Here is a 21,391-nt window from a genome sequence, read left to right as displayed (position 1 = left end):
CGAGAACCTCGCAGCCGAGGGCGGCGGAACATGGAAGACCTACGCTCCTGGCGATCACACACAGTGATGGAAAGCCCCGAACGGCCGGGAACTCAGATCAGTCAATCAACGGCTCCTGCCAGTTCTGGACCCGATGATCAGGCAACCATCGACACGTCAGCACTTACCAACTTTCCCGTCCAGGGAACGCTAGCCACTCGATCAACGGGCTCTTACCAGCAACCCCGCGCACCGTCGGTAGATCTACCGACTCCAAGATCCTTCTCACTCCAGAAGAGACTCGGCCAAATAGCAGTGGAACTTTCCGGCCACTTATCGCCGGAACTCACAGGCTGGCCACCGCCAGGCCCGACGACGTACCGCCGGTCAAGGCCGACTGTCAGTTCGTCGTGGTCCTGGAGCACGCCGACGAAATGGAGGAGTCGCACCGGGAGTTCGTGGGCCAGAGCGTGGCCTGACCAGGCCGTATTTCTTCCCGGCCGTCAGGCGGCGACGAGCGAGGCCGTGCAGATGGTGGAGGCCCGGTCACGGACCAGACGGCCGGTGTCGGGATAGCGCCGCAGCACCTCCTCCAGCTCGGCGCCGGCCGCGTCATCGTCTTGCGGACCGGCCACGCTGAGCCTCGATCGTGGCCATCTGCCGGACCACCAGCGATGCCAACTCGTCATACGACGGACGGCGCTCCGGGGTCTTCGGCACCCAAAGGTCGTCGCACCTTGCCGACGGCCCTCACACCAGCAAGATCGAGAGCTACTGAATGCTTACGCCGAGGCGGCTTCTTCACCATCTTCAGCCGGAGCGCGAAGTCTCTCGCCTCCGCTCGCCCTGCCCGCTGCCACGGGACATCAATCGCCCAGAGGGACGGAACCAGGCCAGCAGCTCGTAGGCGTAGGACCGCAGCGAGCGGGGCTGGCGTCGTCGGCGAGCATGTGGTGCAGGAACTCCGTGACTGCCGCTACCTCGACACCTTCACCGTCGAGCAGCCGGAACGGCTTCAGCCGATCGCTGGTCTCCTCGGACGCGGCCGATCCGAGGGAATGTCCAGGGCAAGGACATCCCGGACCGCTCCGCTGTACTCCTCCATCCACGCCTCCACGAGTCGTCTCGCATGACTCGTGATGACAGCAGATCCCCGCCGATCCCGCAGGGCGCCTCCCACGGCCCCCAACGCTCATGGTCACTGTGCATACAGCCGCAGGTGGAAGAGGGGAAGCCCACACTGTTTCGGTTCGCGCCGCCGACGCCCGCCCGTCCCGCCGTACGCGACCTCGTGCAGTCGTTGCTGATCACCGGCCGGACCAGCCCGGAACTGCGTGGCCTGGCCCTGCGCTGCGGTATCGCCTGACGCTTCTCCCCGGGAGGTCAGGACCCCTCGAAGCGGGCAGCGTACGCCTCGGCCTTGTCCGCCAACTCCCCGGCGACCTCTGCCCCTCCGCGCAGCGTCTCGGCGACCTGACGGAACCGCTCCGCTCGCTCCGCCGCCCCCTCGGCCTGGGCGGCCTGCAGCAGGCTCTCCAGCGCGGTGGCGACCAGCATCGCGGGGGTAGGCGATCAGCGGCGCGTCGGCGCGCCCCGCTTGGGAGTCGGCCACCAGCACCATCAGATGGCTGGCCAGCCGCTGGGCCTGCACCCGCAGGAGCATCACCTGGGTCGCTTCCTCGCCCTGGTTGACGAGTTCGGCATTGGCGCCGGTGTAGGCGAACGAGGAGGCCCGGGTGATCCTCGCGGGGTCGGCGCCGACGTCGGCGGCCGCGCCGGCCGCCATGAGGATCTGCTCCGCCGGCCCGGAGTCGGTCAGGAACGTGCCGAGCATACGCACCGTGCCCCACTGGAGAGACCAGCCCAGGCGATTGTGCAAGCGCCGTTTGCCCCGCGCTTCCTTCAGCGCGGGGGCGTCCAGGAAGAAGGACTTCTCCAGTTCCTCCGGCGTTGGGTCCGCCACGAACCGGCCATACCCGTCAACTTGTGCGGCGGACAGATACTCCTGTGCCACAAACCGTCACGCTACGCGCGCTCGATGTCACTACCCACACGTACGCCCAAATCAAGACTGATTCATCCGCCGTGCTCGTACGCGATCATCCACTGGCGGCTCAGCGGGAATTTCTGGCCGGATATGACCAGGCCCCCGTGAAGACGCGCTCGGCTTCGTCGCGTTGGGTGTGCAGGTCCCAGTAGAGAGGGGCGATCTCCTCGGCCTCCGCGGTCGGGGCTCCGGGAGGGCCGCCCGCGCCGATCCACACGTCGATGGCGACGTGCGCGGCTTGGATACCGGTGCCGGTCAGCTCCTTGTGCAGGTTGAGCACCCAGTTGCGCAGCGCTGCCTGGGCGGCGTTGACGTTGCCGAGCATCGGGTGGGGGTCGACCGAGCCGCCTCCGTTGGTGTAGAGCAGGGTGCCCGCGCCGGCCTCACGCATCGCGGGGAGGACGGCCTGGGTGGCGGTGAAGGCGCTGTAGAGCAGCAAGTCGATCAGCCCCCGCACATCGGACGGGTTGGTCTGGGAGGGGAAGGCGAGGGCCAGGGAGCCGATGCTCGGGGCCGGGGAGTGCTCCAGGACGTCGATGCCGCCGAAGAGAGTGGCGGCGTCCTTGAGGGCCTGGGCCAGCGCGTCGTGGTCGAGCACGTCCGCCGGGAACGCGGCGGCGGTGATGCCCTCTGCGGTGAGCTGGCCGACGAGGTTGTCGAGCTTGGCCCGGTTGCGGGCGATGAGAGCGACATCGTAGCCCTGGGAGCCGAAGGTGCGGGCGATGGCGAGGCCCATGCCGGGGCCTGCGCCGACGATGGCGAGAGTAGGCATATCAGTTCACTTTCCATTGAGTATGGGGTCAGGAGGTTGCGGAGGGGACGGCGCAGCCGTCGGAGCCGCAGGCCGGGGCGAGGGCGACCAGGTGGTTCTCATCCCAGGCTTTGGGCAGGAGCTGCAGCAGGCTGTCGCTGTCCTGCGCGCCGGCGACGCCGTACCGGCCGTCGGCGACGATGAACGGGGCGCCGCTCGCGCCCAGGCGCTGCGCCTGGCGGGCGTCGTCGAGGACCTGCTGCCGGAAGCGCCGCTCGGCGAGCGCCCGGCGAGTCCGCTCACGGTCCAGGCTGAGCTCGCCGGCGAGCTTCAGCAGGTCCTCCAGCGAGAAGACGGGCTCGGCCCGGCCGAAGTAGGTGCGGAAGATCGCCTCCCACGCCGCCCGGTTCTTTCCCTCGGCGGAGGCATGCGCGAGGAACTCGTGCGCCAGGTCGGTGTTACCGACCGTGTTGTCCAGCACTCGGTACGGGCTCAGGCCCTCGTTCTCGGCCAGCGCTTCGATCCGCCGGGTCGAGGCCTCGGCCTGATCGCTGCCCATGCCGTACCGACTTTGCAGAGCGTCACGGACGGTGAAGGTGGAGCCCTCGGGGAAGCCGCTGCCGAGCGGGAAGGACCGGTGGACCACCTCCACGTGCTCGCCGTGCTCGAACCGCTCGACGGCTCGCTCCAGGCGGTGGCTGCCCAGTCCGCACCAGGGGCAGGTCACCTCGGACCAGATCTCGACCTTCATAGCAACCCCTCCGATTCCTACTATTTGTGCGTAACGTCAAGATAGGACAGTATGGAGAGGCTTACAAAAGGCACATCACTGTGCGTCACGGAGGGGAATGTGCGTTATGGAGCACGCAGGGGGATCGGCGGCCGCAGCGAGCCGGGGGCCCTGCGCGGCGATCCCGGTCGACCAGATGGCCTTCATCCGCCAGATCCTGGACCGGGTCGGCGACAAGTGGAGCATGCTGATCATCGCGATCCTGGAGGACGGCGCCCTGCGCTACACCGACCTGCAGCGCGATGTCCCCGGCATCTCCCAGCGCATGCTCAGCCACACCCTGCGCCAGCTTCAGCAGGACGGGCTGATCACCCGCACGGCCTACGCGGAGGTCCCGCCGCGCGTGGAGTACACCCTCACCCCCCTCAGCCGCGGCCTGCTCGACATCGCCAAACAGCTGATCGGCTGGGCCTCCGACCACCACGACGAGATCCGCGCCCACCGCGACCGCGCCGCAGCCGGGTCCTGACAGCCGCGAACGGCCGCTGTTTCATAGGTGATCACGTATGAAACAGCGCCTCCGGCCGGGCGCGTCCAGGGCGAACGCTGTTCATGAGTCGGCGCAAACGGGTAGACGTGTGAAACACACCCATGAAGCACTTCCGGGGTGCAAACACGTACCCAGCCATGAACGATGATCGCTACGGGGCGCCTAGCTGGCTTCGAGAACGAAGAACAAGAAGCACAGGAAACTCGTGCGGGTGGGCTCGATCTCGCGGAGTTCCTCGGGGAACAGTTCGCGGGCTTCCGGCACAAACGGCGGTTCGCTGATGACGCTGATGCGAAAGCCCGCCGCGGTGAAGGCTTCGGTCATCGCGTGCAGCGGCCGGTCCCAGAACCTCATCTGGACGGTCTGCCCGCCCATGGTCCATTCTTCGGTCCGGCTGCGGGTCTCGAAGTACTTGGGCTTTTCCCCGGCCATGTGCTGAAAGAGAGTGGTGGAGAAAGGATGGTCGATCGAGATGAGGAGCCGGCCGCCAGGCTTCAGCACGCGTCGAAGCTCGGCCAGTGTCGGTCCCCAGTCTTCCAGGTAGTGCAGCACCAGGGACGCGATGACGTCGTCAAACGCCTCGTTGGGGAAGGGCAGTGGGCGGGCCAGGTCGGCGACCCGCAGATCCGCGTCGGCGCCCAGCCGCTGCCGGGCCTGCTCCAGCATCCCGGCACTCGCGTCGACGCCGGTCACGATGGCCCCTCGATCGCGCAGCACGGAGAACAGGGGACCCGACCCGCAGCCGGCGTCGAGGATGCGCCTTCCGGTCACGTCCCCGGCGAGCTCCAGCATCGCGGGCCGCTCATAGTACGCGTTGAGAAGGCTGGTTTCGTTCTCGGCCGCATACCCCTCAGCCATCTTGTCGTAGTCGTTGAATCGCGATGAAGATGCGGCCTCGACGGGCTTCCCGGACATAGTAGGCACAAAGGCTATTGTGCCCCATCAGTCACGAGCGTCATTGGCGTATGGCCTGGTTGCCGTGATTGATCGCTTCTGGGGCAGAGCCACCGACATCCGCGCGATGCTGGGCGAAGCCGAACGGACAAGTCGTACACCCCGGGCTTCTGGGCGCGGACGGTCACATCCGCGGCGACCCAGCCTGGCCGGAGGGCGCCCAATTATCGCGCGCAAATACCTGATAAAGCACTACCCGACGGATTCAGCTGGTCACTATTTGGAATCATTGCTTGGCATGGCGGGGCGGGTCGCTCGAAAATGAGGCATGCGAGAAGCGGATACCGCGGGCACGGCCCCTTTATCGGAGCCATCGGAAAAGTCGGATCAGGATGCCCGAACAGCCTACGAGCAAGCGAGCGAATTGCGTCGCAAGGGACTGCCGCAGGAAGCACTGACGCTCCTGGAAGGCATTCTCCGTCGCGACCCGGACCACACCGCCGCTCGCTACGCGCTCGTCGTGTGCCTGACTGATCTGGGACGCACCGCTGACGCCGTCCCCCACCTGCACCGCGTGCTGGCTGCCGTACCCGAGCATTACGAGGCGGCCTACCGTCTGGGCCGGATCCTGCAGGCGGCAGGAGACCGAGCCGGAGCCGCGGACGCCTACCGGAGCGTCCTGGAGTTCGCCGAGTTCTCGGACGCGCGGGCCAGACTGAGCCAGTGCGAGCAGCCGCCCTCGGGCGCCGCTTCCGGCAACTCCGCGGACCTGAGCCACACCTTCCCCTCAAGCGAGGAGGTTCCGCCACCACTGCGCGCCCGAGTGGACGGCCGCCACGCCGTCGACCGCGGCGGACTGAAGGAGGCGCTCCGGCTCCAGGCCAGGCACCTCGCCCCCACCATGCTCGGCAAGGCCCTCCTGGCCACGGTGGCCGCGGTCCTGCTGGTGGCCGCGCTGGCCGGCGAGCTGCCCGGTGTGGCGATCTTCGTCGTCGCCGGCATCCTGTTCGGGGCGCCTCGGGTCGCGGGGGCGGCAGCGCTGCTCGTCGCCGTGGCCGGGATCGCCACCGGATACTTGCGCCCGCCGGTGCAGGTCTGGGACAACCTCGGGGACGCGCTGGCGCCGCCGTCCCTGAACGCGCTGCTCTCCGTCTGTGGCACGACCTTGATCCTGATCATCGTGATCATCGGGATTCCGGGCGCGCTCCTGAATTCCCGGATCAATGGATCAGACGTCTACGAATACGGCGTCGAGATAAGGAGAGGACTTATCCGGCGCACCGTCCAATTCATCTGGTATTACCAGATTGTTGAGGCGCCCAGCTATCTGCGTACCCTCGGCAGCTACTTCACGCACACCGCGTCGCTGGGAATCCGCTACAACGACAACGGGGCGTCGTCCGTCACCCAGATCGAAATGTCCGGTGTCGGAACTCCGGCGCTGGTCAAGAAGGTCGGCCGCTACCTCGAATCCCGCATCCCCGCCGAACGCCTGCCGATCCGGGGGCCGTGGACCTGACATCCGGACTCCCCCTCAGACCAGAACGGAGTGGCGACGATGGCTTCGAACTCTGACAAGCACACGCCAGCCGAACACGAGCCGGCCGACCATCCCGACAAAATGCCGATGGGGCAGGAACACGCGCCGCACACCGCGTCGCAAACCCTGGCCGACCACCAAGCGGCCGAACACTACTCCCCGCCCTTCACCCTGACCGAACACTCGGCCTCCCATGCCCCACACAAGGCGGACCTGGCGCCGCACCACGAAGCGAGCCTTCCCCAGGAACCCGCACACCACGCCACGCTCGCACCCGCGGCGTCCGCGCCACACACGCCGGCCGCCGGCGGCACCCCCGAGCCGCCGATCCTCTTCGACGCGGGTGCTCGCGAGATGTGGCAGGCCCGGGCGCACCCCGGGCAAACCGGGCTGGACGGCGGCGTACCCACGGACGCGGCGCACCACTCAGGAACCAGGCAGAACGAGTTGGACCAGGTCCAGGAACAGATCGGCATCGACAACTCGCAGCCGTTCGCACCCCGAGTCCTGGAGTCACACGGGGGTCCAGGTTCCAGTGACTCCCACACCACCCCCGCGCACAAGCCAACGCTCTCGACCGAGCACAGTGAAGACCTCCAGCCGGGGGCGAGCGACGCGTCCCCCTTGAAGGGGCCTTCGACGGGAACGCTGCCAGGTACGGACTTCGGAGACCCCCACATCGGCGGCACCGGCCACCACACCGGCGACGGCACGCCCCACGGCCACCTTCCGGGCACGGACTTCGGCGGGCAGAGCTCCAGCGACCTGCCAAGTACGGACCTCGCCCTCGGCGCCGGCCCCGATCATCCGGGCAGCGGTTTCGGCATGGATCACACCTTCGACCACCCCGCGGACATGGGTCCGCCACCGGCCATCGCCTAGTCACCCAGCGGCCGAGATAGCCGTAGGTCTTTCGGTCGAAGATGTACCCTTCCCTGACCCCGAGGGGCGAGACCATCGCCGCCGCGATGCCCGTGCGCCCCGCGGCGTCCTGCGCCTCCTTCACCGTCACCACCCCGGGAATCGTGGCCGCCGCGCGGAAGAGCGCGGCCCGCTGCGCGGCGGGCAGATAGGACTCCGCGAGCAGCCCGCCGACCCGATTCCACGCCTCCGACGCGGATGCCGAGCGCCTCGGCGGCCTCGGTGTAGCCGAGGCCGCCGCAGGTCACCAGGAGCAGCACGTCGCGGTGCCCGGCAGGCAGCGCGGCAAGCGCGGCGGCCAGGTGCTGCTGTGCGGCCTGGGCGCTCAGCCGCTCGTCGCTGCGCGGGGTGAAAGGTTCGGTGATTGGGTCCACGCCGGTGCGGGCCAGCAGGTTCAGCTGTCTGGCCTCGGTGCGCTTGTGGCGGCCGATGAGGTTGGTGGCGATGCCGTACAGCCAGGGTAGGGCGCTGCGCCTGGCCAGGTCGTAGCGGCCGCGCCGGCGGAAGGCGGTGAGAAAGGTAAATTGAAAAGGGGTTGGACCCGGCGATCTGGGCAGGTGATCAGGCCCGTTGCTCTCGGATGAGGAGACCCAGAGTTCTGGCGCTTCCCAAGCCGTCAGGTGTCGCTCGGGGTCGGTTTCCTCCTGAGCGCATTGGTTGATCAGCTCAATGAGCGCTCGCTGGTCCTTCATGAATCCCCGAGCAGGAACGAAAGTCCCCGCAACCCGGCCGCTCGCCTGCCCACCATCCGTCCTGACGTATCGGCGTCCGTAGAACGGACGGAACCCGGCGTCGGACTCTTCGATCGTGAGCGCGCCGTGGTGGCTCTGCGCGATCTCGCAGGTGACGGCGGCCGACTCCTCGCCTGCCACCGCCCGCTCGAGCCCAAAGTGCCGAAACAGCGCACCTGACGTGACGCCTGGTCGAGGCCGACGCGGTTGGGGCGGGTGGTGCCGGAGAAGCCGCGGTCGATGTGGGCCCGGTCCTCCGGGACACCGAAGAAGGGGCGTTGGATTCAGCGTCGGGTCGAACTGGGTGAAGAACGACTGGATCAGAAAGCCCGCCGCGCCCATGAAGGCGCCGCCGACGGCGCCGATGCCGGCTCCCGCCCGGCGCCCGGCACCAGTTGTGCGGATATCGGCATAGGTCGGTCTCTGCCGACACAGCGACTCGGCCGAGGAGCCGCTCATGGAGGCCTTGCCTGTACGGGGCTGAGCTGGGGATCGGCGAGAGGAAGAGCCCACCCTTGACAAGGATCCGGTCGCGATGTCTACTCGTCCCACCGATCGATCGATCGATCACCAGGCCGATGAAGGGACGGGAGATCGTGGGCAGTCCGAACATTCGAGGTCGGGCGCGCGCAGGGCATCCGGGCTTGAGAGCCGCTCTGGCCAGTGCCTACGGGCCAAGTCGCGCGGCCGGCACTTTCGGGCGCGTCGGGGTCAGCATGGCTGCACGTCGGATCGACCACGGACTCGATGGCCGGGTCGGTCGAGTGCACGTGGGCGCGGCAGCAAGCCTCACCCAGGGGAACTCGAACCATGGTTGACGAAATGAGTGAGGATACTCGGCAACGTGTCATGCTCGCCGCCATTGACCTCTTTTCCCGTAAGGGATTTACGGCCGTCGGGATTCGCGAACTGGCGAGTCGTGCGGGTGTCCAGACAGCGACGCTCTATAACTACATGACGGGCAAGGAAGATCTCCTGGTCGAAATCATGCGCTCCGTCATGGATCCACTGAGCAAGGCAGCGCGCGAAGCACTCGAGACGCACTCGGACCCGTGCGAAAGACTCGTGGCGCTTGTCGAGATGCACGTGTGGGTTCACGGCGGCCGGCGCCGGTCTACTCTCGTTTCGGACACCGAAGTGCGTTCCCTCAGTGAGGCCGCCCGTAAGGAAGTGAGCATCCTCCGCGATGACTACGAAGCGCTCTGGCGATCGGTGGTTACACAAGGCGTTGAAAGCAAGGTATTCGACGTGGGCAACGTCCCGATCACAACGGCCGGGCTCCTGACCCTTGCGACTGGTGTCGCCCATTGGTACAGGCTCGACGGTCCAATGCACCTGCCTGAACTGTGCGCGCTTCAAGCAGATCTGGCTCTCGGACTCGTGCGGGCCCGGGGTCTGACCGGACCGATGAGACGGACTGATGTCAGCGTCGGAGCACCTCGGGAAGTGCTGCCGCCACACCCGTCGCTCTGACTCTGCCCAGTGCGGTCCGACTTCGCATCGACCCTCGACTGTTGGCTTTCCGCCACTAGGAGACTTTCCTCGATGAGCGCACCCGTCATGATCTCCCAACACGGCCCGGTTGCAGTCATTCGACTGCACGTGCCAGCAAAATTGAATGCATTGAACCCGGACGCGGTGAAACTGCTCGTCGAAGCTGTTGACAGCGCCTGCCGCTCCGACGATGTGGGCGCGATCGTCCTCACCGGCGGCGAGCGTGCCTTTTGTTCGGGCGAGGATCTTACGACTGCGGCTACCATGACTGCCGATGCTTTCGAAAAGCAGGTTGCGAACTTTCAGCGGCTCGCCCGCTTGCTTCTCAACACAGACAAGCCGACCGTGGCGGCCATTGCCGGAGTCGCCGTCGGTGGCGGCCTAGAACTCGCCCTGAACTGCGATCTGCGGATTGCCGCTTCAAACGCGCGCTTCGTGTGTCCCGAAGCACGACTCGGAATGACTGTAAGCAACGCCGCTTCCTTGTTGCTGCGCCGCTGCGTCGGCGAGGGCTGGGCACGAGAACTCATGCTCTTCGGACGTGAACTAGACTCGCAAAAGGCCCTTTCGATCGGACTCGTCACGAGGGTTGTCGCCACCGGGACCGTCGTGAGCGAAGCCATCAACATCGCGAGTGCCATCGCGGCGGCGCCGCGACACTCCGTCGCCTACGCCAAGCAACTGTTGCGCGCAGCCGGTCCAGGATTCGAGGCAGCGCTCAACCTGGAGTCGGAGCTGCTGGGCGCCTCCTTTCGATCAGATGAAACCTCTGACCGGATCACCTCGTTCAATGCCGGCCATGGTCGGAGGCAGTCATGAACGGGAAGACCGTCTGGTCGACCCTCGCCGACGCCGCCGAACGGTTCCCGGACCACACGTTCCTGCACACACGCGAATGTGCCCTGACATACAGCCAGGTCGTCGCCACTACCGCTGCGCGAGCAGAAGGCCTGTATCGGCTCGGCGTGCGACGCGGCGACCACGGGCTCATCGTGATGCGCAACTGCGTCGACCACGCCATCACATGGTTCGCCCTCAACGCTATCGGCGCGACAGCCGTACCCCTGAATCCCCGGCTGAGCGACGACCAACTCGCACATCAGCTGCGCCTGACCAACGCCCAAGCCGTATTCGCGGACGACGACGAGGCCCACCGACTCGATCTGCTGTTGAGGGGCCGGGAACTTCTCGTCGCCGCAGCCCGTCCGGTTCATTCTGTCACAATCCCGGCCGCTTGGAAAACAATCTCCGAAATCGACAGCCCAACAGGTATCGAACGAGGAATCGACCACTCCCCAGAGCCTGCGGCAAGTGCGATGGTCCTCTTCACCTCAGGGACGACAGGCCCCTCGAAAGGCTGCATTCTCAGCAATCACTACCTGGTTCGGCAAGGCGAACTCCTGGCCCAATACATGGGACTTAGGCACAGCGATGTCTTGTATTGCCCATTCCCGATGTTTCATGCCGACGCAATCAGCTACACGATCATGGCGGCGCTGGCCGTCGGCGGGACTGCTGCAATCGGCGAGAAATATTCGACGTCAAACTTCTGGGATGAAATCGCCTTCTTTCGGGCTACGGTTTTCGACTTCATGGGCGCGACGCTGACGATGCTGCACCAAGCTCCGGAGCGGACCAACGACCATGAGAACTCGGTGCGCCTCGCTTGGGGGGTCCCAGTGCCGTTGTTCGCCGAGGAGTTCGAGCGGCGGTTCGGCCTACGCATCTTGGAGGCGTACGGGTCCACCGACGCGGGGGTTCCGATCGTGCACCCCGTCGACCTCCCGCGCCGCACCGGGTCCTGCGGGCAGGTCATCCCGGAGTACGAGATCCGCGTCGTCGACCAGCAGGGCGAGAGCGTCGGACCCGGCGAGGTGGGCGAGCTCGAGGTTGCATCGCGGGAACCGCACCTCATGTCGGAGGGCTACCTGGGCATGCCCGAGGCGACAGCCAGGTCACGCGACGGTCGCTGGTTCCGGACCGGCGATCTGGTGCGCTGCGACGACGAAGGCTGGGTCTACTTCACGGGCCGTTCAGGCGACGTCATCCGGCGCCGCGGCGAGAACCTGTCGGCGCTGGACATCGAGGCAGCGGTGGAGCGCCACCCAGCAGTCAGCGAGTGCGCGGCGTATGGCGTACCGAGCCCGATGACGGAGGACGACGTGATGCTGGCCTACTCCGTCGTGGCCGGCGAGACGTTGTCCCCCGAGGACCTCGCGGCCTTCTGCGCCGAGGTGCTGCCGCCGTTCATGGTGCCGCGGTACCTGCGGCTCCTCGACGAGCTGCCCCACACCCCCACCAGGAAGGTCGCCAAGACGTCGTTGAAGCAGGAGGGGCTGACGTCGACGACCTGGGACCGGGAGAGCGCCTCGACTTCCGCTGGACGGTAACGCCGCACCTGGCGCTCACAGCACGAACGCCGTCCTTCCCTCACGTGGGCGCTTTGAACGCACGAAGGATACGACCCATGAACAAGAAGATCCTTGTCAGCCTCTGCCTCGGGCTCGGCGCGAGCCTCGCCGCCTGCGGCAACGACAGCCCGGGCAGCGACGCACCGGCCACGGACGCGAAGATCGTGTACGCGGTTCCCTCCGACCCCGGGAACCTGGACCCGCAGACCTCGAGCCTCGACCTCAACCGTGAGCTGGCGCGATTCGGATACGACTACCTCGTCAACCGCGACGCCCACGGCGCCGCCGTGTCCGGACTCGCGTCCTCCTGGGTGGTCGGTGAGGCGAAGTCGACCTTCAAGATCACCTCGGGTGTCACGTGCTCCGACGGCAGCAAGTTCACGGCCGATACCGCAGCCAAGAACCTCAAGTTCGTCATCGACCCGAAAAACGGCTCTCCGTTCGCCAGCTCGTTCCCGGCCGGCACGACGGTCTCGGCGAGCGACACCACGCTGACCATCAAGACTCCGACGGCCCCGGCGTTCCTGCTGGTCAACCTCGCCGACATCCCGATGATCTGCGACAGCGGGCTGAAGGACCGCGACACCCTCGCCGCGGCGACGGCAGGAACCGGCCCCTACGTGCTGACCGCCTCCAAGACCGGGGCCAGCTACACCTACGAGCGCCGCGACGACTACACGTGGGGCCCGGGCGGCACGAGGACCGAGAAGGGTCAGCCGAAGACCATCGAGGTGCGGATCGTCGCGGACGAGACGACGGCCGCCAACCTCCTGGTCAGCGGTGACGTCAACCTGGCGGTGATCAGCGGCGCCGACGGCGACCGCCTCCTGAAGATCAGCAGCTTGATCCACGACAACCGCGAAGTACTGCGTGGCCTCATCGCCTTCAACGAGGCCGACGGCCGCGTGACTCAGGACCAGACCGTGCGCGAAGCTCTCTCGGTCGCCGTCGACTGGAGCGCCGCACGCGAGATCACCACCGGCGGCCACGGCGAGGTTCCCACGAGCCTGCTTGCCGTGAAACCCAAGGTGTGCCCAGGCAACACCATCGAGGGCAACCTGCCCGCGCATGACGTGGACCGCGCCAAGAAGCTCCTGGACCAGGCTGGGTGGGTCGCGCGCAGCGACGGTCAGCGCACCAAGAACGGCAAGCAGCTGACCCTGGACATCCTGACGCCGAACTTCGCGGGCCCAGGCTACACCGACGGCGCCGACTTCATCGCCTCCCAGTGGCGGAACCTCGGTATCAAGGTCACAGTGTCGGCTGTCCCGAACTCCCAGCTGGGTGACCGGATGTTCAAGACCGCGAACTTCGACGTCACCCTCGTCGGGAGCGGCGAGCGCACGCCGAATCAGAACAGCCAGTACTTCTCCGGGAGCACGCCTCCCAACGGCACGAACTTCGCGTCGCTGAGGAACCCGACCTACGACCAGGCCGTCCAGGGTGAGGCCGTGGTGGACCCCAAGGCGGAGTGCGCTCGCTGGGACGCGGCCGAGATCGCGCTGTTCAAGGAGTACTCACTGATCGCCTACGCGAACATGAACGTGCCGATGCTCGGGAACGGGGTCAGGTTCGACACCCTGGGCAACTTCCTCGTCCCGACCTCCCTGAGGACCGTGAGCTGACCATGGCCTCTGCGGCACCTGAGATCACTCTTCCCGCCCGTCGCTCCGCGCGGCGGGCAAGAAGCCTGGCCGGTCAGCTTGTTTCCCTGCTCACCCGCTTCGTCGTCTCGCTCTGGGCGCTGGTGACGCTCACGTTCCTCATGGTCCAGCTCGTCCCCGGCGACCCCGTCCGAGCGGCCCTGGGCATGAGCGCGACCCAGGAGGACGTGCGGACGATGCGCCACCAGCTGCACCTGGACGAGTCGCTCGTGGCTCAGTACGGGCGATATCTGAGGTCGACGCTCTCAGGTGACTTCGGGGAATCAATCGTCCGAAGGATTCCCACCTCCCAGATCATCGACGCCGGTCTGTGGAATACGGTCTCACTCGTCCTGGCAGCGTTCGCAATCACGTTGGTCGTCGCAATCCCGCTGGGCAGCATCGGGGCCGCTGCCTCACAGCGGCATCGTCGACGTACCATCGACGCGACCTTCACGGGCACCACGGCCATCGGCGCCAGCGTGCCGGAGATCGTCCTCGCCGTCGGGCTCGTCTACGTCCTCGCGGTGAGCAATCCCTGGCTACCCATCGCCGGCAAGTCCGGCCTCAGCTCCTACGTCATCCCTGCCCTCTCCCTCAGCGTCGCACCCGCGATGATGCTCGCCCGGGTCATCCGCGCCGAGGGCCGCTCTGTGCTGACGACGGAATACATCCGCACGGCTCGAGCCAAACGGCTCTCGGACCTGCGCATCCACGGCAGGCACGTCCTCCCCAACGTGATGCCCGCCGGCCTCACGGTCGGGGCACTGCTCCTCGGAGGAATGCTCGCCAGCACCGTCCTCATCGAGACCGTCTACTCCTGGCCCGGGCTGGCGATGCCATTCGTGCAGGCCATCCAGGACAAGGACTACCCCGTCGTACAGGGGATCGCGATGGTCTACGGCTCCATGGTCCTGCTGCTCAATCTGCTGGTTGATCTCGTGCTGACGGCGGTCGACCCCCGAACGAGGGAGAACCCACGATGATCCACCGGCAGCGGAACGCGACCGAAGGCCGGGACCACGCCCGGGAGACGGACGACACCCCGGTCCCTGACCCGCGCTCCGGACACCGGCCCCCTGCACCGGACGGCGACGGCCCCGCGGGCGTCCGGGCGGAGGACCGACTGGCTCACCCTGGCCCCGGGCGTTCTCTGCGCCGGCTGCTGCAGCCGCAATCCGTCGGCCTCCTCGTCGTGCTGCTCGCCCTCCTGCTCCTCGTCGTCGTACCGGAGCACGTCTGGGGCGAGAGCGCCCGCACTCCAGCACCCTCGGTGCTGAACCAGGGTCCGAGTGCGGACCACTGGCTGGGCACCGACGGCCTCGGGCGGGACGTCCTGGAGCGCACCTTCGTGGCCGGCCGGTTGTCCGTGTCACTGTCCGTCCTCGCCCTGGGCCTCGGCGTCCTCTCCGGAGTGGTTCTCGGGGCCGTCACCGCCGCGACCGGGCGGCGGGTCGCGGCCGTTCTCTCCGGGACAATCGGCGTCCTGGTGGCCTTCCCCTCGCTGATGATGGCGTTGTTCCTGGCCGTGATCTTCGGGGCCGGAGCGCGAGGGAGCACGCTCGCCATCGGCTTCGCGCTCGCACCTTACTTCGCTCGCGTCACCGAGAAGGCGTCCCGCACCGCCCTGGCCAGCGACTATGTCGCCGCCGCCCGATCCCTCGGCGTCAGCGGTCCGCTCCTGTACGTCCGGCACGTGCTGCCGAGCATCTCCGCCCCCGTCTTGACCAGCGCGAGCGTACTCTCGGGAACCACGCTCCTGGCCTTCGCCAGCCTCTCGTTCCTGGGCCTCGGGGTCAGGGACCCCGCGATCGACTGGGGCAGCATGCTCAAGAACGGAGTCGGCCAGCTCTACACCAATCCCGCGACCGCGCTGGCGCCTGGCATCGCGATCGTGCTCGTGGCGATGGCGTTCAATGCGGTCGGGGAGTCGTTCACCCACGAGCACCGGACGCGCCCGGCCGGGAAGCGCGGCAGGTCGACCCGTCCGATTGCTGCCGACGAACCGCCCCGAGCCGCCCCACCGGGACCCCACCTTGTGCACGTGGACCGACTCACCGTCGAGGCGGGCGATCTCCGGGGCGAGCACGCGCCGGTCGTCGACTTCAGCCTCTGCCTGCACGCGGGCGAACGGGTCGGGCTCGTCGGCGAGTCCGGATCCGGCAAGAGCCTGTCCGTCGCATCCCTGATCAAGCTGGAACCCGCCGGAACGCGGGTCCGCGCCACGGTCCACGAGTTCGAGGGCACCGACCTGCGTCGGTTCCGTGCCGACCGCGCGCTCAGGAAGCACCTTGCGGGCAGGATCAGCCTGATCAGCCAGGACCCCATGTCGGCACTCAACCCCGTCATCAGCATCGGCTCGCAGATGGTCGAGGAGACCGTCGTGCACGGACACCGCTCCCGGCGGGAAGCGCGCACACGGGCGGTGGAGGTGCTGGACGCCGTGGGCATCCGCGGCACCGCCCGTCGGATGCAGTCCCGCCCCCACGAGTTCTCCGGTGGGATGCGGCAGCGCGTCGTCATCGGGATGGGCCTCATGGACCATCCCGCACTCATCGTCGCCGACGAACCCACGACGGCACTCGACTCGACCGTGCAACTCCAGGTGCTCGACCTCCTCAAGAGATGGACCAACGACGCTCACGCCGCGCTGATCCTGGTCTCGCACGACCTCGGCGTCGTCTCGAACCTCTGCACCCGAGTCCTGGTGATGTACGGAGGCAGGGTCGTCGAGGTGCTGAAGGTCGAGGACCTGCGGCGCGCGCAGCACCCGTACACCCGTGCGCTCGTCGAGACCGTCCCCGACCTCGACGCTCCACGGGAACGCAGGCTCAGCTCGGTGCCCGGCAGGCCGCCGGAGCCGGATCAGCGGCCCCACGGATGCGTCTTCGCACCCCGGTGCGCGCGGGTCCAGGCCGACTGCACCGATCGGATGCCACCGCTCGAGCAGTCTGGCCCCACGCGGGTCGCCTGCTTCCACCCCGTTCGCGACCTGCCGCACGAAGGGGCAGCACACCATGGATGACCTGACGTTCCACGGCGTCGACATCACCTACGGCCCCGCAGGCGTCCCACCCACCGTGAAGAGCGTATCGATGACGGCCCGCGCGGGCCAGACACTCGGGCTGGTCGGCGAATCAGGGTCCGGCAAGTCGAGCCTGGCTCGCGCCGCCGTCGGCCTGGTGGGGATCAGCCGCGGAAGAATCACCCTCGGCGACCGGGTCGTCGCCGACGCGTCGGCGCGGCGAGGCCGGCCACGACCCTCCCGGGCCATCCAGATGGTCTTCCAAGACTCCGTCGGCGCCCTGAACCCGCGCAGAACCGCCGGCCAGACGATCCTCGAGGGCATCGCGGCGAGCGGGCATGTCCCCCGAGCCGACTTCCGGCCAGAGCTCGAGCGCATCCTGGACCTGGTGCACCTCCACCGGCGGCACGCGGACCGTCTGCCGCGCGAGCTCTCCGGCGGTCAGCGCCAGCGGGTGGCCCTGGCACGCGCCATCGCCGCGCGGCCCGAGGTGATCGTGGCCGACGAGGTCACCTCCGCCCTCGACGTCTCGGTGCAAAGCGCCATCCTCAACCTGCTGCGGGAGCTCCAGGAACAGTCTTCGCTGACCCTCCTCTTCATCTCCCACAACCTCGCCGCCGTCCGCTACGTCAGCGACCACATCGCGGTCATGCGCGACGGGCAAGTCGTCGATCAGGGCGCGTCGGCGACCTTGCTCGCCAATAGCCGCGTCCCCTACACCCGGGAGCTCGTCAAAGCAGTCCTCACGATCCCGCCGCTGACCACCACGTGAGCCGCAACAGAGGCACCCGACCCACGACCGACACCCCTCCCCCGACCTCCAGGGGCGAGCCTCCCCGAAGGAGCACGTGAGGTGTACATCGACACCAATCTCTCGGCCGACCCGCCCACGAAGATCCCCCGGCCCGCATCGTCGTACGTCACGATGACGGACGGGACACGGCTCGCGGTCGACCTGTGGACGTGGGACCAGCACCAACGACGACCGACCATCGTCTGGCTCACCAGGTACTGGCGACGGTCGACCGGGGCAAAACCGGTCTCCGAGACGTTCCGGGACGCGATCGCGTACTTCACCGACGCCGGGTACGCCTTCCTGGTCGTCGACGTACGGGGTACGGGGGCCTCCTTCGGCACCAGGCCGACGGAGTGGGCACCCGAGGAGATCGAGGACTACGGAACCATCATCAGGTGGGCCGCGGACCAACCATGGAGCAACGGAGCCGTCGCCACCCTGGGGACCTCCTACCCGGGCAACGCCGCGGAGCTCGCAGCCATCGCCAGCGACGGAGCGCTCCGCGCCGTGGTGCCGCGATTCACGGACTTCACCGAATACCTGCACGCCTTTCGCCCCGGCGGACTCGTCAACACGGTGATCAGCGACACCTGGATCGCGCTCACCCAGGCTCTCGACAGGAACAACGACCCTGCAGCGCCGGAGCTGGCAGACGCCCTCCCGCCGGGCGACTCCGTCGCCCCGGTCGACGGCGACGACGGGACCCTGCTGGCCGAAGCGGTCGCCGAGCACCGCGCGAACGGCGACCTGCGCCAGGTTCTCGAGGTCCTCGAGCACTCCGACGACCCGTTCACAGCCGGAGATCTTGCCGCGACCCTCGAGGACGTCAGCATCTCAGGACTCTGGCCGAAGATCGACGCGCGCCGGGTGCCGAGCATGCACTGGGCGAGCTGGTACGACGGTGGCACGGCCGACTCGGTCATCACCCGGTTCCTGACCTACCATACTCCCATCGTCGGGATCACCGGCGCCTGGAACCACGGGGCGAGCACCAACGCGAACCCCTTCGGCGCACGCGACGAAGCACCCCCCGAGCCATCCAGGGCGGCTCAGTACGCTGCGATCGACGCCTTCCTGCGACCCCTCCTGGGTGACGAGCCGGGCTCGCCCCCGGAACAGGTCCTGGAGTACTTCACGGTCGGAGCCGACACATGGCGCACCACCACGACCTGGCCGCCGGCAGGACACAAGCCGTGGAACCTGTTCCTGGCCGAGGGAAACAGCCTGACGTCCGAGGCATCCCCCGCCGACGGGGTCGACATCTACCAGGTGGAGCTCGCGACGACGACGGGCATCAAGAACCGGTGGCACACGCAACTCGGCGCACCGCTGGACTACGGAGACAGGCGCCGGACCGACGAGGCCCTGCTCGTCTACGACTCCGCTCCCCTCGACTCGGACCTCGAACTCACCGGGACCCCCATCGCGAACCTGCAGATCGCCCTCGACGGACATGACGCGGCCATCTTCACCTACCTGGAGTCGGTCGCCCCCGACGGCACGGTGACAATGCTCAGCGACGGACGCGTCCGGCTGAGCCTCGCAGGTTCGGAACGAGACGACGCAACGTACCCGGGACCGACCCCCACCTTCACGAAGGCGACCCGGAACCCCGCCATCCCGGGCGAACAGCGGCTGGTGAGAATCACCCTGCACCCGCTGTCCGCCCTGGTGCCTCGAGGACACCGGCTCAGGTTCGCCGTGGCCGGCGCGGACGCCGAGACGTTCTCACCGCTCCCCGCCGACCAAGCGAGCACCCGAATCACGATCCACCGCGAACCGCAGAAACCTTCATACGTCTCGGTTCCGCGAATCAGCGATCCACGGACCGACTCCGAGACGAAGAGACGGAGCTAGACATGCCAGGAGCAGCGGAACGGCCTGGAACAACCGCCGACGAGGCCGACGGCGGGTGCACAACGGGGAGCATCATGACGGTCCGAGGACCGGTGGGCGTGGAATCGCTGGGGGTGACCCTGCCCCACGAACACATCTTCCTGGACCTGAGTACCCCGTACGAAAGACCCGCCATGCGGACAGCGAGCAGGTTCGAGTTCCCGCAGGACGAGGCGCAGCTCGCCGAGTGGCAGGAGAAGTTCACCGCTCGACGCGCAAGTCGCTTGAGGAAGCGGCTCTTCGGCGGCAACCGTGACCTGTTGCGGCTCGACGACTTCGACGTCGCGGCGCGGGAGGTCGGTGACTTCCTGGCCCACGGAGGCAGCACGATCGTCGACGTCACCAACCGCGGCATGGGACAGCGGCCCGAGGACCTGCTCAGACTCTCCGAGATCACCGGGGCACACATCGTCCTCGGCACCGGCTTCTACCGCCGCGCCTACCACCCTGACGATATGGACTCCATCGAGACCCGCGAGCTCGAGGAGATCATGCTGCGCGACCTCCAGGAGGGAATCGACGACACCGCAGTGCGCGCCGGCCTGATCGGCGAGGTCGGCGCCGAGCACTTCGACGACGACACCGAGACAAACGAGATGCGAGTCCTCACCGCCGCCGCCCGGGCCAGCGCCGCCACCGGCGTGGCCATCTCGCTGCACAACCACATCGGCCGCCCCGACATCTGGCACAAGGGGCCCGACCACCTGGAACGTGCTGGAGCCGACCTCAACCGTGTCATCGCCGGCCACGTGACGGGCGTAGGACTGGAGGTCGTCGAGGATCTGCTCGAGCGGGGCCTCTACGTGGAGTTCGACACGCTGGGACTGCCGTTCATGCTGGCCGTCCCAGCGGTGGACACGCGGGCGAACGTCGAACTCGTCATCGAGCTCGTCGCGCGTGGTCACGTCGAGCGCATCCTGCTGTCCCACGACGTGTGTACCAAGGCCCAGCTGCACGAGTACGGCGGAAACGGATACGACTACGTGTTGACCGATGTCGTCCCCCACCTCCAGGCGCGCGGTCTCACCCCCACCGAGATCGACACCATCATCCGCGTCAACCCGGCGAGAGTCCTGTCAGGAATGTCCAGGTAACGCCCGACTGCTCAGCTGAGCGTACGACACCGAACTCCGCCGCCGCGTCGAGCAACTCCAAGGCCGGCAACGCCTCACCCCACCACCGATCCTTGAATCAGTCGATCCCAGTCCGCGGTGAGAGGGCCTGACTGGCGCGGTGACCAGGCCTCCAGGGACCCAGATCGCTCACACTCCTGCTCGCGCAGCGAGCGCGTCGAGCGCTACCACAACGCCTCTGCGAAATAGATAGACAGCCCCTGGTGCAGGCGGCCGTGGAAGGCCCTCCCCTCCGGGCAGACGGCAGCAGCGGTCGGAGAGAGCCGGCCATGGGTGCGCCGCTACCCGAACGAGAGTGAAGTCGGCGAGTAGTGCCCGAGCCCAGCCGAGTACGCCGTGCCGAGTCCGGAACGCGAGGACCACCTGCGGACGCAGATCGCGCACCGATGAGGTTTCCGCGCCCTGCCCGTCTGTACGTATGAGATCGACTCACAGGAGGCTGGCACGATGCGGAAACTGATCTTCGGCATGAACGCGACACTGGACGGCTACATCACCGCGACCGGCGACGACATCGGCTGGAGCGGGCCGCCGAACGACGAGCTGTTCCAGTGGTGGCTCGACCAGGAGCGGGCGAACGAGATATCGCTGTACGGGCGCAAGCTGTGGCAGACGATGAGCTCCTATTCGGAACCCTCGTCCCCTGACCGCATCTTTCGATTCCAGTTGCGAGCGATCTGGAAGAGGGCCGTCGCGGTCGCCCGGACTCCCGGCCGAGGGCATTGAGGTTTTCTCTGCGACTTTCACATGATCCGTCCGTGCTCGAAGTGGGTGAGAACCAGCGCTGCTCGGGCCACATCGCCAATTCGTGAGGGGCTGAGCGTCAAATGCTGAAGGGTGCGCCAGCGCT

At 67.4% G+C, this 21,391-nt stretch carries 20 protein-coding genes; 14 read left to right on the top strand and 6 right to left on the bottom strand.

The features are described 5' to 3' along the window. Positions 1 to 482: 482 nt before the first annotated feature. Complete coding sequence (locus ABGB18_RS48500; protein WP_347702503.1) at positions 483 to 614, bottom strand: hypothetical protein; 132 nt, start codon at positions 612 to 614, stop codon at positions 483 to 485. 584 nt (positions 615 to 1,198) lie between these two features. Between ABGB18_RS48500 and ABGB18_RS48495 the strand changes: the two genes are divergently transcribed. Continuing rightward, entirely contained in the window at positions 1,199 to 1,345 is a 147-nt protein-coding gene (locus tag ABGB18_RS48495) for a hypothetical protein (protein ID WP_347702502.1), read from the top strand. 17 nt (positions 1,346 to 1,362) lie between these two features. Here the strand turns inward: ABGB18_RS48495 and ABGB18_RS48490 are convergent, their stop codons facing one another. From ABGB18_RS48490 to ABGB18_RS48480, 3 genes are all read right to left on the bottom strand, one after another. Next, a complete protein-coding gene (locus ABGB18_RS48490) occupies positions 1,363 to 1,536 on the bottom strand; it encodes a hypothetical protein (RefSeq protein WP_347702501.1) in 174 nt (57 codons plus the stop codon). 557 nt (positions 1,537 to 2,093) lie between these two features. Then, positions 2,094 to 2,798 carry an SDR family oxidoreductase gene (locus ABGB18_RS48485; protein ID WP_347702500.1) on the bottom strand — a complete coding sequence of 235 codons (705 nt, stop codon included), beginning with the start codon at positions 2,796 to 2,798 and terminating at the stop codon, positions 2,094 to 2,096. 28 nt (positions 2,799 to 2,826) lie between these two features. Beyond that, positions 2,827 to 3,528 (bottom strand): DsbA family oxidoreductase, encoded by a 702-nt coding sequence (locus ABGB18_RS48480; RefSeq protein WP_347702499.1) that lies wholly within the window; start codon positions 3,526 to 3,528, stop codon positions 2,827 to 2,829. 106 nt (positions 3,529 to 3,634) lie between these two features. On the opposite strand from ABGB18_RS48480, the gene ABGB18_RS48475 reads away from it, so the two are divergent. Further along, positions 3,635 to 4,036 carry a helix-turn-helix domain-containing protein gene (locus ABGB18_RS48475; protein ID WP_347702498.1) on the top strand — a complete coding sequence of 134 codons (402 nt, stop codon included), beginning with the start codon at positions 3,635 to 3,637 and terminating at the stop codon, positions 4,034 to 4,036. 183 nt (positions 4,037 to 4,219) lie between these two features. On the opposite strand, the gene ABGB18_RS48470 is transcribed toward ABGB18_RS48475, so the two are convergent. Next, complete coding sequence (locus ABGB18_RS48470) at positions 4,220 to 4,972, bottom strand: class I SAM-dependent methyltransferase (RefSeq protein ID WP_347702497.1); 753 nt, start codon at positions 4,970 to 4,972, stop codon at positions 4,220 to 4,222. Between the two features lie 307 nt (positions 4,973 to 5,279). Here ABGB18_RS48470 and ABGB18_RS48465 point away from each other — a divergent pair, with 307 nt between their 5' ends. Together ABGB18_RS48465 and ABGB18_RS48460 are read left to right on the top strand one after the other, a co-directional pair. Next, complete coding sequence (locus ABGB18_RS48465) at positions 5,280 to 6,470, top strand: tetratricopeptide repeat protein (RefSeq protein WP_347702496.1); 1,191 nt, start codon at positions 5,280 to 5,282, stop codon at positions 6,468 to 6,470. 39 nt (positions 6,471 to 6,509) lie between these two features. Then, positions 6,510 to 7,373: a hypothetical protein gene (locus tag ABGB18_RS48460; protein ID WP_347702495.1), complete on the top strand. Its 864-nt coding sequence runs from the start codon at positions 6,510 to 6,512 to the stop codon at positions 7,371 to 7,373. On the opposite strand, the gene ABGB18_RS48455 is transcribed toward ABGB18_RS48460, so the two are convergent. Then, on the bottom strand, positions 7,370 to 8,284 hold the full coding sequence (locus tag ABGB18_RS48455; protein WP_347702494.1) for an RNA polymerase sigma factor: 915 nt from the start codon (positions 8,282 to 8,284) through the stop codon (positions 7,370 to 7,372). The genes ABGB18_RS48460 and ABGB18_RS48455 overlap by 4 nt on opposite strands. 669 nt (positions 8,285 to 8,953) lie before the next feature. Here ABGB18_RS48455 and ABGB18_RS48450 point away from each other — a divergent pair. The 10 genes from ABGB18_RS48450 (at position 8,954) to ABGB18_RS48405 (ending at position 21,267) form a co-directional block, all read left to right on the top strand. Further along, a complete protein-coding gene (locus ABGB18_RS48450) occupies positions 8,954 to 9,616 on the top strand; it encodes a TetR/AcrR family transcriptional regulator (protein WP_347702493.1) in 663 nt (220 codons plus the stop codon). A gap of 72 nt (positions 9,617 to 9,688) precedes the next feature. Next, on the top strand, positions 9,689 to 10,456 hold the full coding sequence (locus tag ABGB18_RS48445; protein WP_347702492.1) for an enoyl-CoA hydratase/isomerase family protein: 768 nt from the start codon (positions 9,689 to 9,691) through the stop codon (positions 10,454 to 10,456). Next, positions 10,453 to 12,027 (top strand): AMP-binding protein, encoded by a 1,575-nt coding sequence (locus ABGB18_RS48440; protein WP_347702491.1) that lies wholly within the window; start codon positions 10,453 to 10,455, stop codon positions 12,025 to 12,027. Before ABGB18_RS48445 ends, ABGB18_RS48440 begins: the two co-directional genes overlap by 4 nt. Positions 12,028 to 12,104: 77 nt before the next feature. Next, positions 12,105 to 13,673 carry an ABC transporter substrate-binding protein gene (locus ABGB18_RS48435; protein WP_347702490.1) on the top strand — a complete coding sequence of 523 codons (1,569 nt, stop codon included), beginning with the start codon at positions 12,105 to 12,107 and terminating at the stop codon, positions 13,671 to 13,673. A gap of 2 nt (positions 13,674 to 13,675) precedes the next feature. Continuing rightward, a complete protein-coding gene (locus ABGB18_RS48430; RefSeq protein WP_347702489.1) occupies positions 13,676 to 14,677 on the top strand; it encodes an ABC transporter permease in 1,002 nt (333 codons plus the stop codon). Further along, positions 14,674 to 16,716 carry a dipeptide/oligopeptide/nickel ABC transporter permease/ATP-binding protein gene (locus ABGB18_RS48425; protein WP_347702488.1) on the top strand — a complete coding sequence of 681 codons (2,043 nt, stop codon included), beginning with the start codon at positions 14,674 to 14,676 and terminating at the stop codon, positions 16,714 to 16,716. The genes ABGB18_RS48430 and ABGB18_RS48425 overlap by 4 nt, the downstream gene beginning before the upstream one ends. Continuing rightward, on the top strand, positions 16,709 to 17,488 hold the full coding sequence (locus ABGB18_RS48420) for a dipeptide/oligopeptide/nickel ABC transporter ATP-binding protein (RefSeq protein WP_347702487.1): 780 nt from the start codon (positions 16,709 to 16,711) through the stop codon (positions 17,486 to 17,488). Before ABGB18_RS48425 ends, ABGB18_RS48420 begins: the two co-directional genes overlap by 8 nt. An 81-nt stretch (positions 17,489 to 17,569) precedes the next feature. Next, positions 17,570 to 19,369: a CocE/NonD family hydrolase gene (locus ABGB18_RS48415; protein ID WP_347702486.1), complete on the top strand. Its 1,800-nt coding sequence runs from the start codon at positions 17,570 to 17,572 to the stop codon at positions 19,367 to 19,369. A 74-nt stretch (positions 19,370 to 19,443) separates the two neighbouring features. After that, entirely contained in the window at positions 19,444 to 20,502 is a 1,059-nt protein-coding gene (locus ABGB18_RS48410; protein ID WP_347702485.1) for a phosphotriesterase, read from the top strand. Positions 20,503 to 20,988: 486 nt separating this feature from the next. Continuing rightward, a complete protein-coding gene (locus ABGB18_RS48405; RefSeq protein ID WP_347702484.1) occupies positions 20,989 to 21,267 on the top strand; it encodes a hypothetical protein in 279 nt (92 codons plus the stop codon). Positions 21,268 to 21,391: the final 124 nt, after the last annotated feature.

The sequence above is a fragment of the Nonomuraea sp. B12E4 genome (genome assembly GCF_039871825.1).
Lineage (GTDB): Bacteria > Actinomycetota > Actinomycetes > Streptosporangiales > Streptosporangiaceae > Nonomuraea.
The sequence above is the reverse complement of the archived record's forward strand: the minus strand, read 5'-3'. Positions and strand labels throughout refer to the sequence as shown.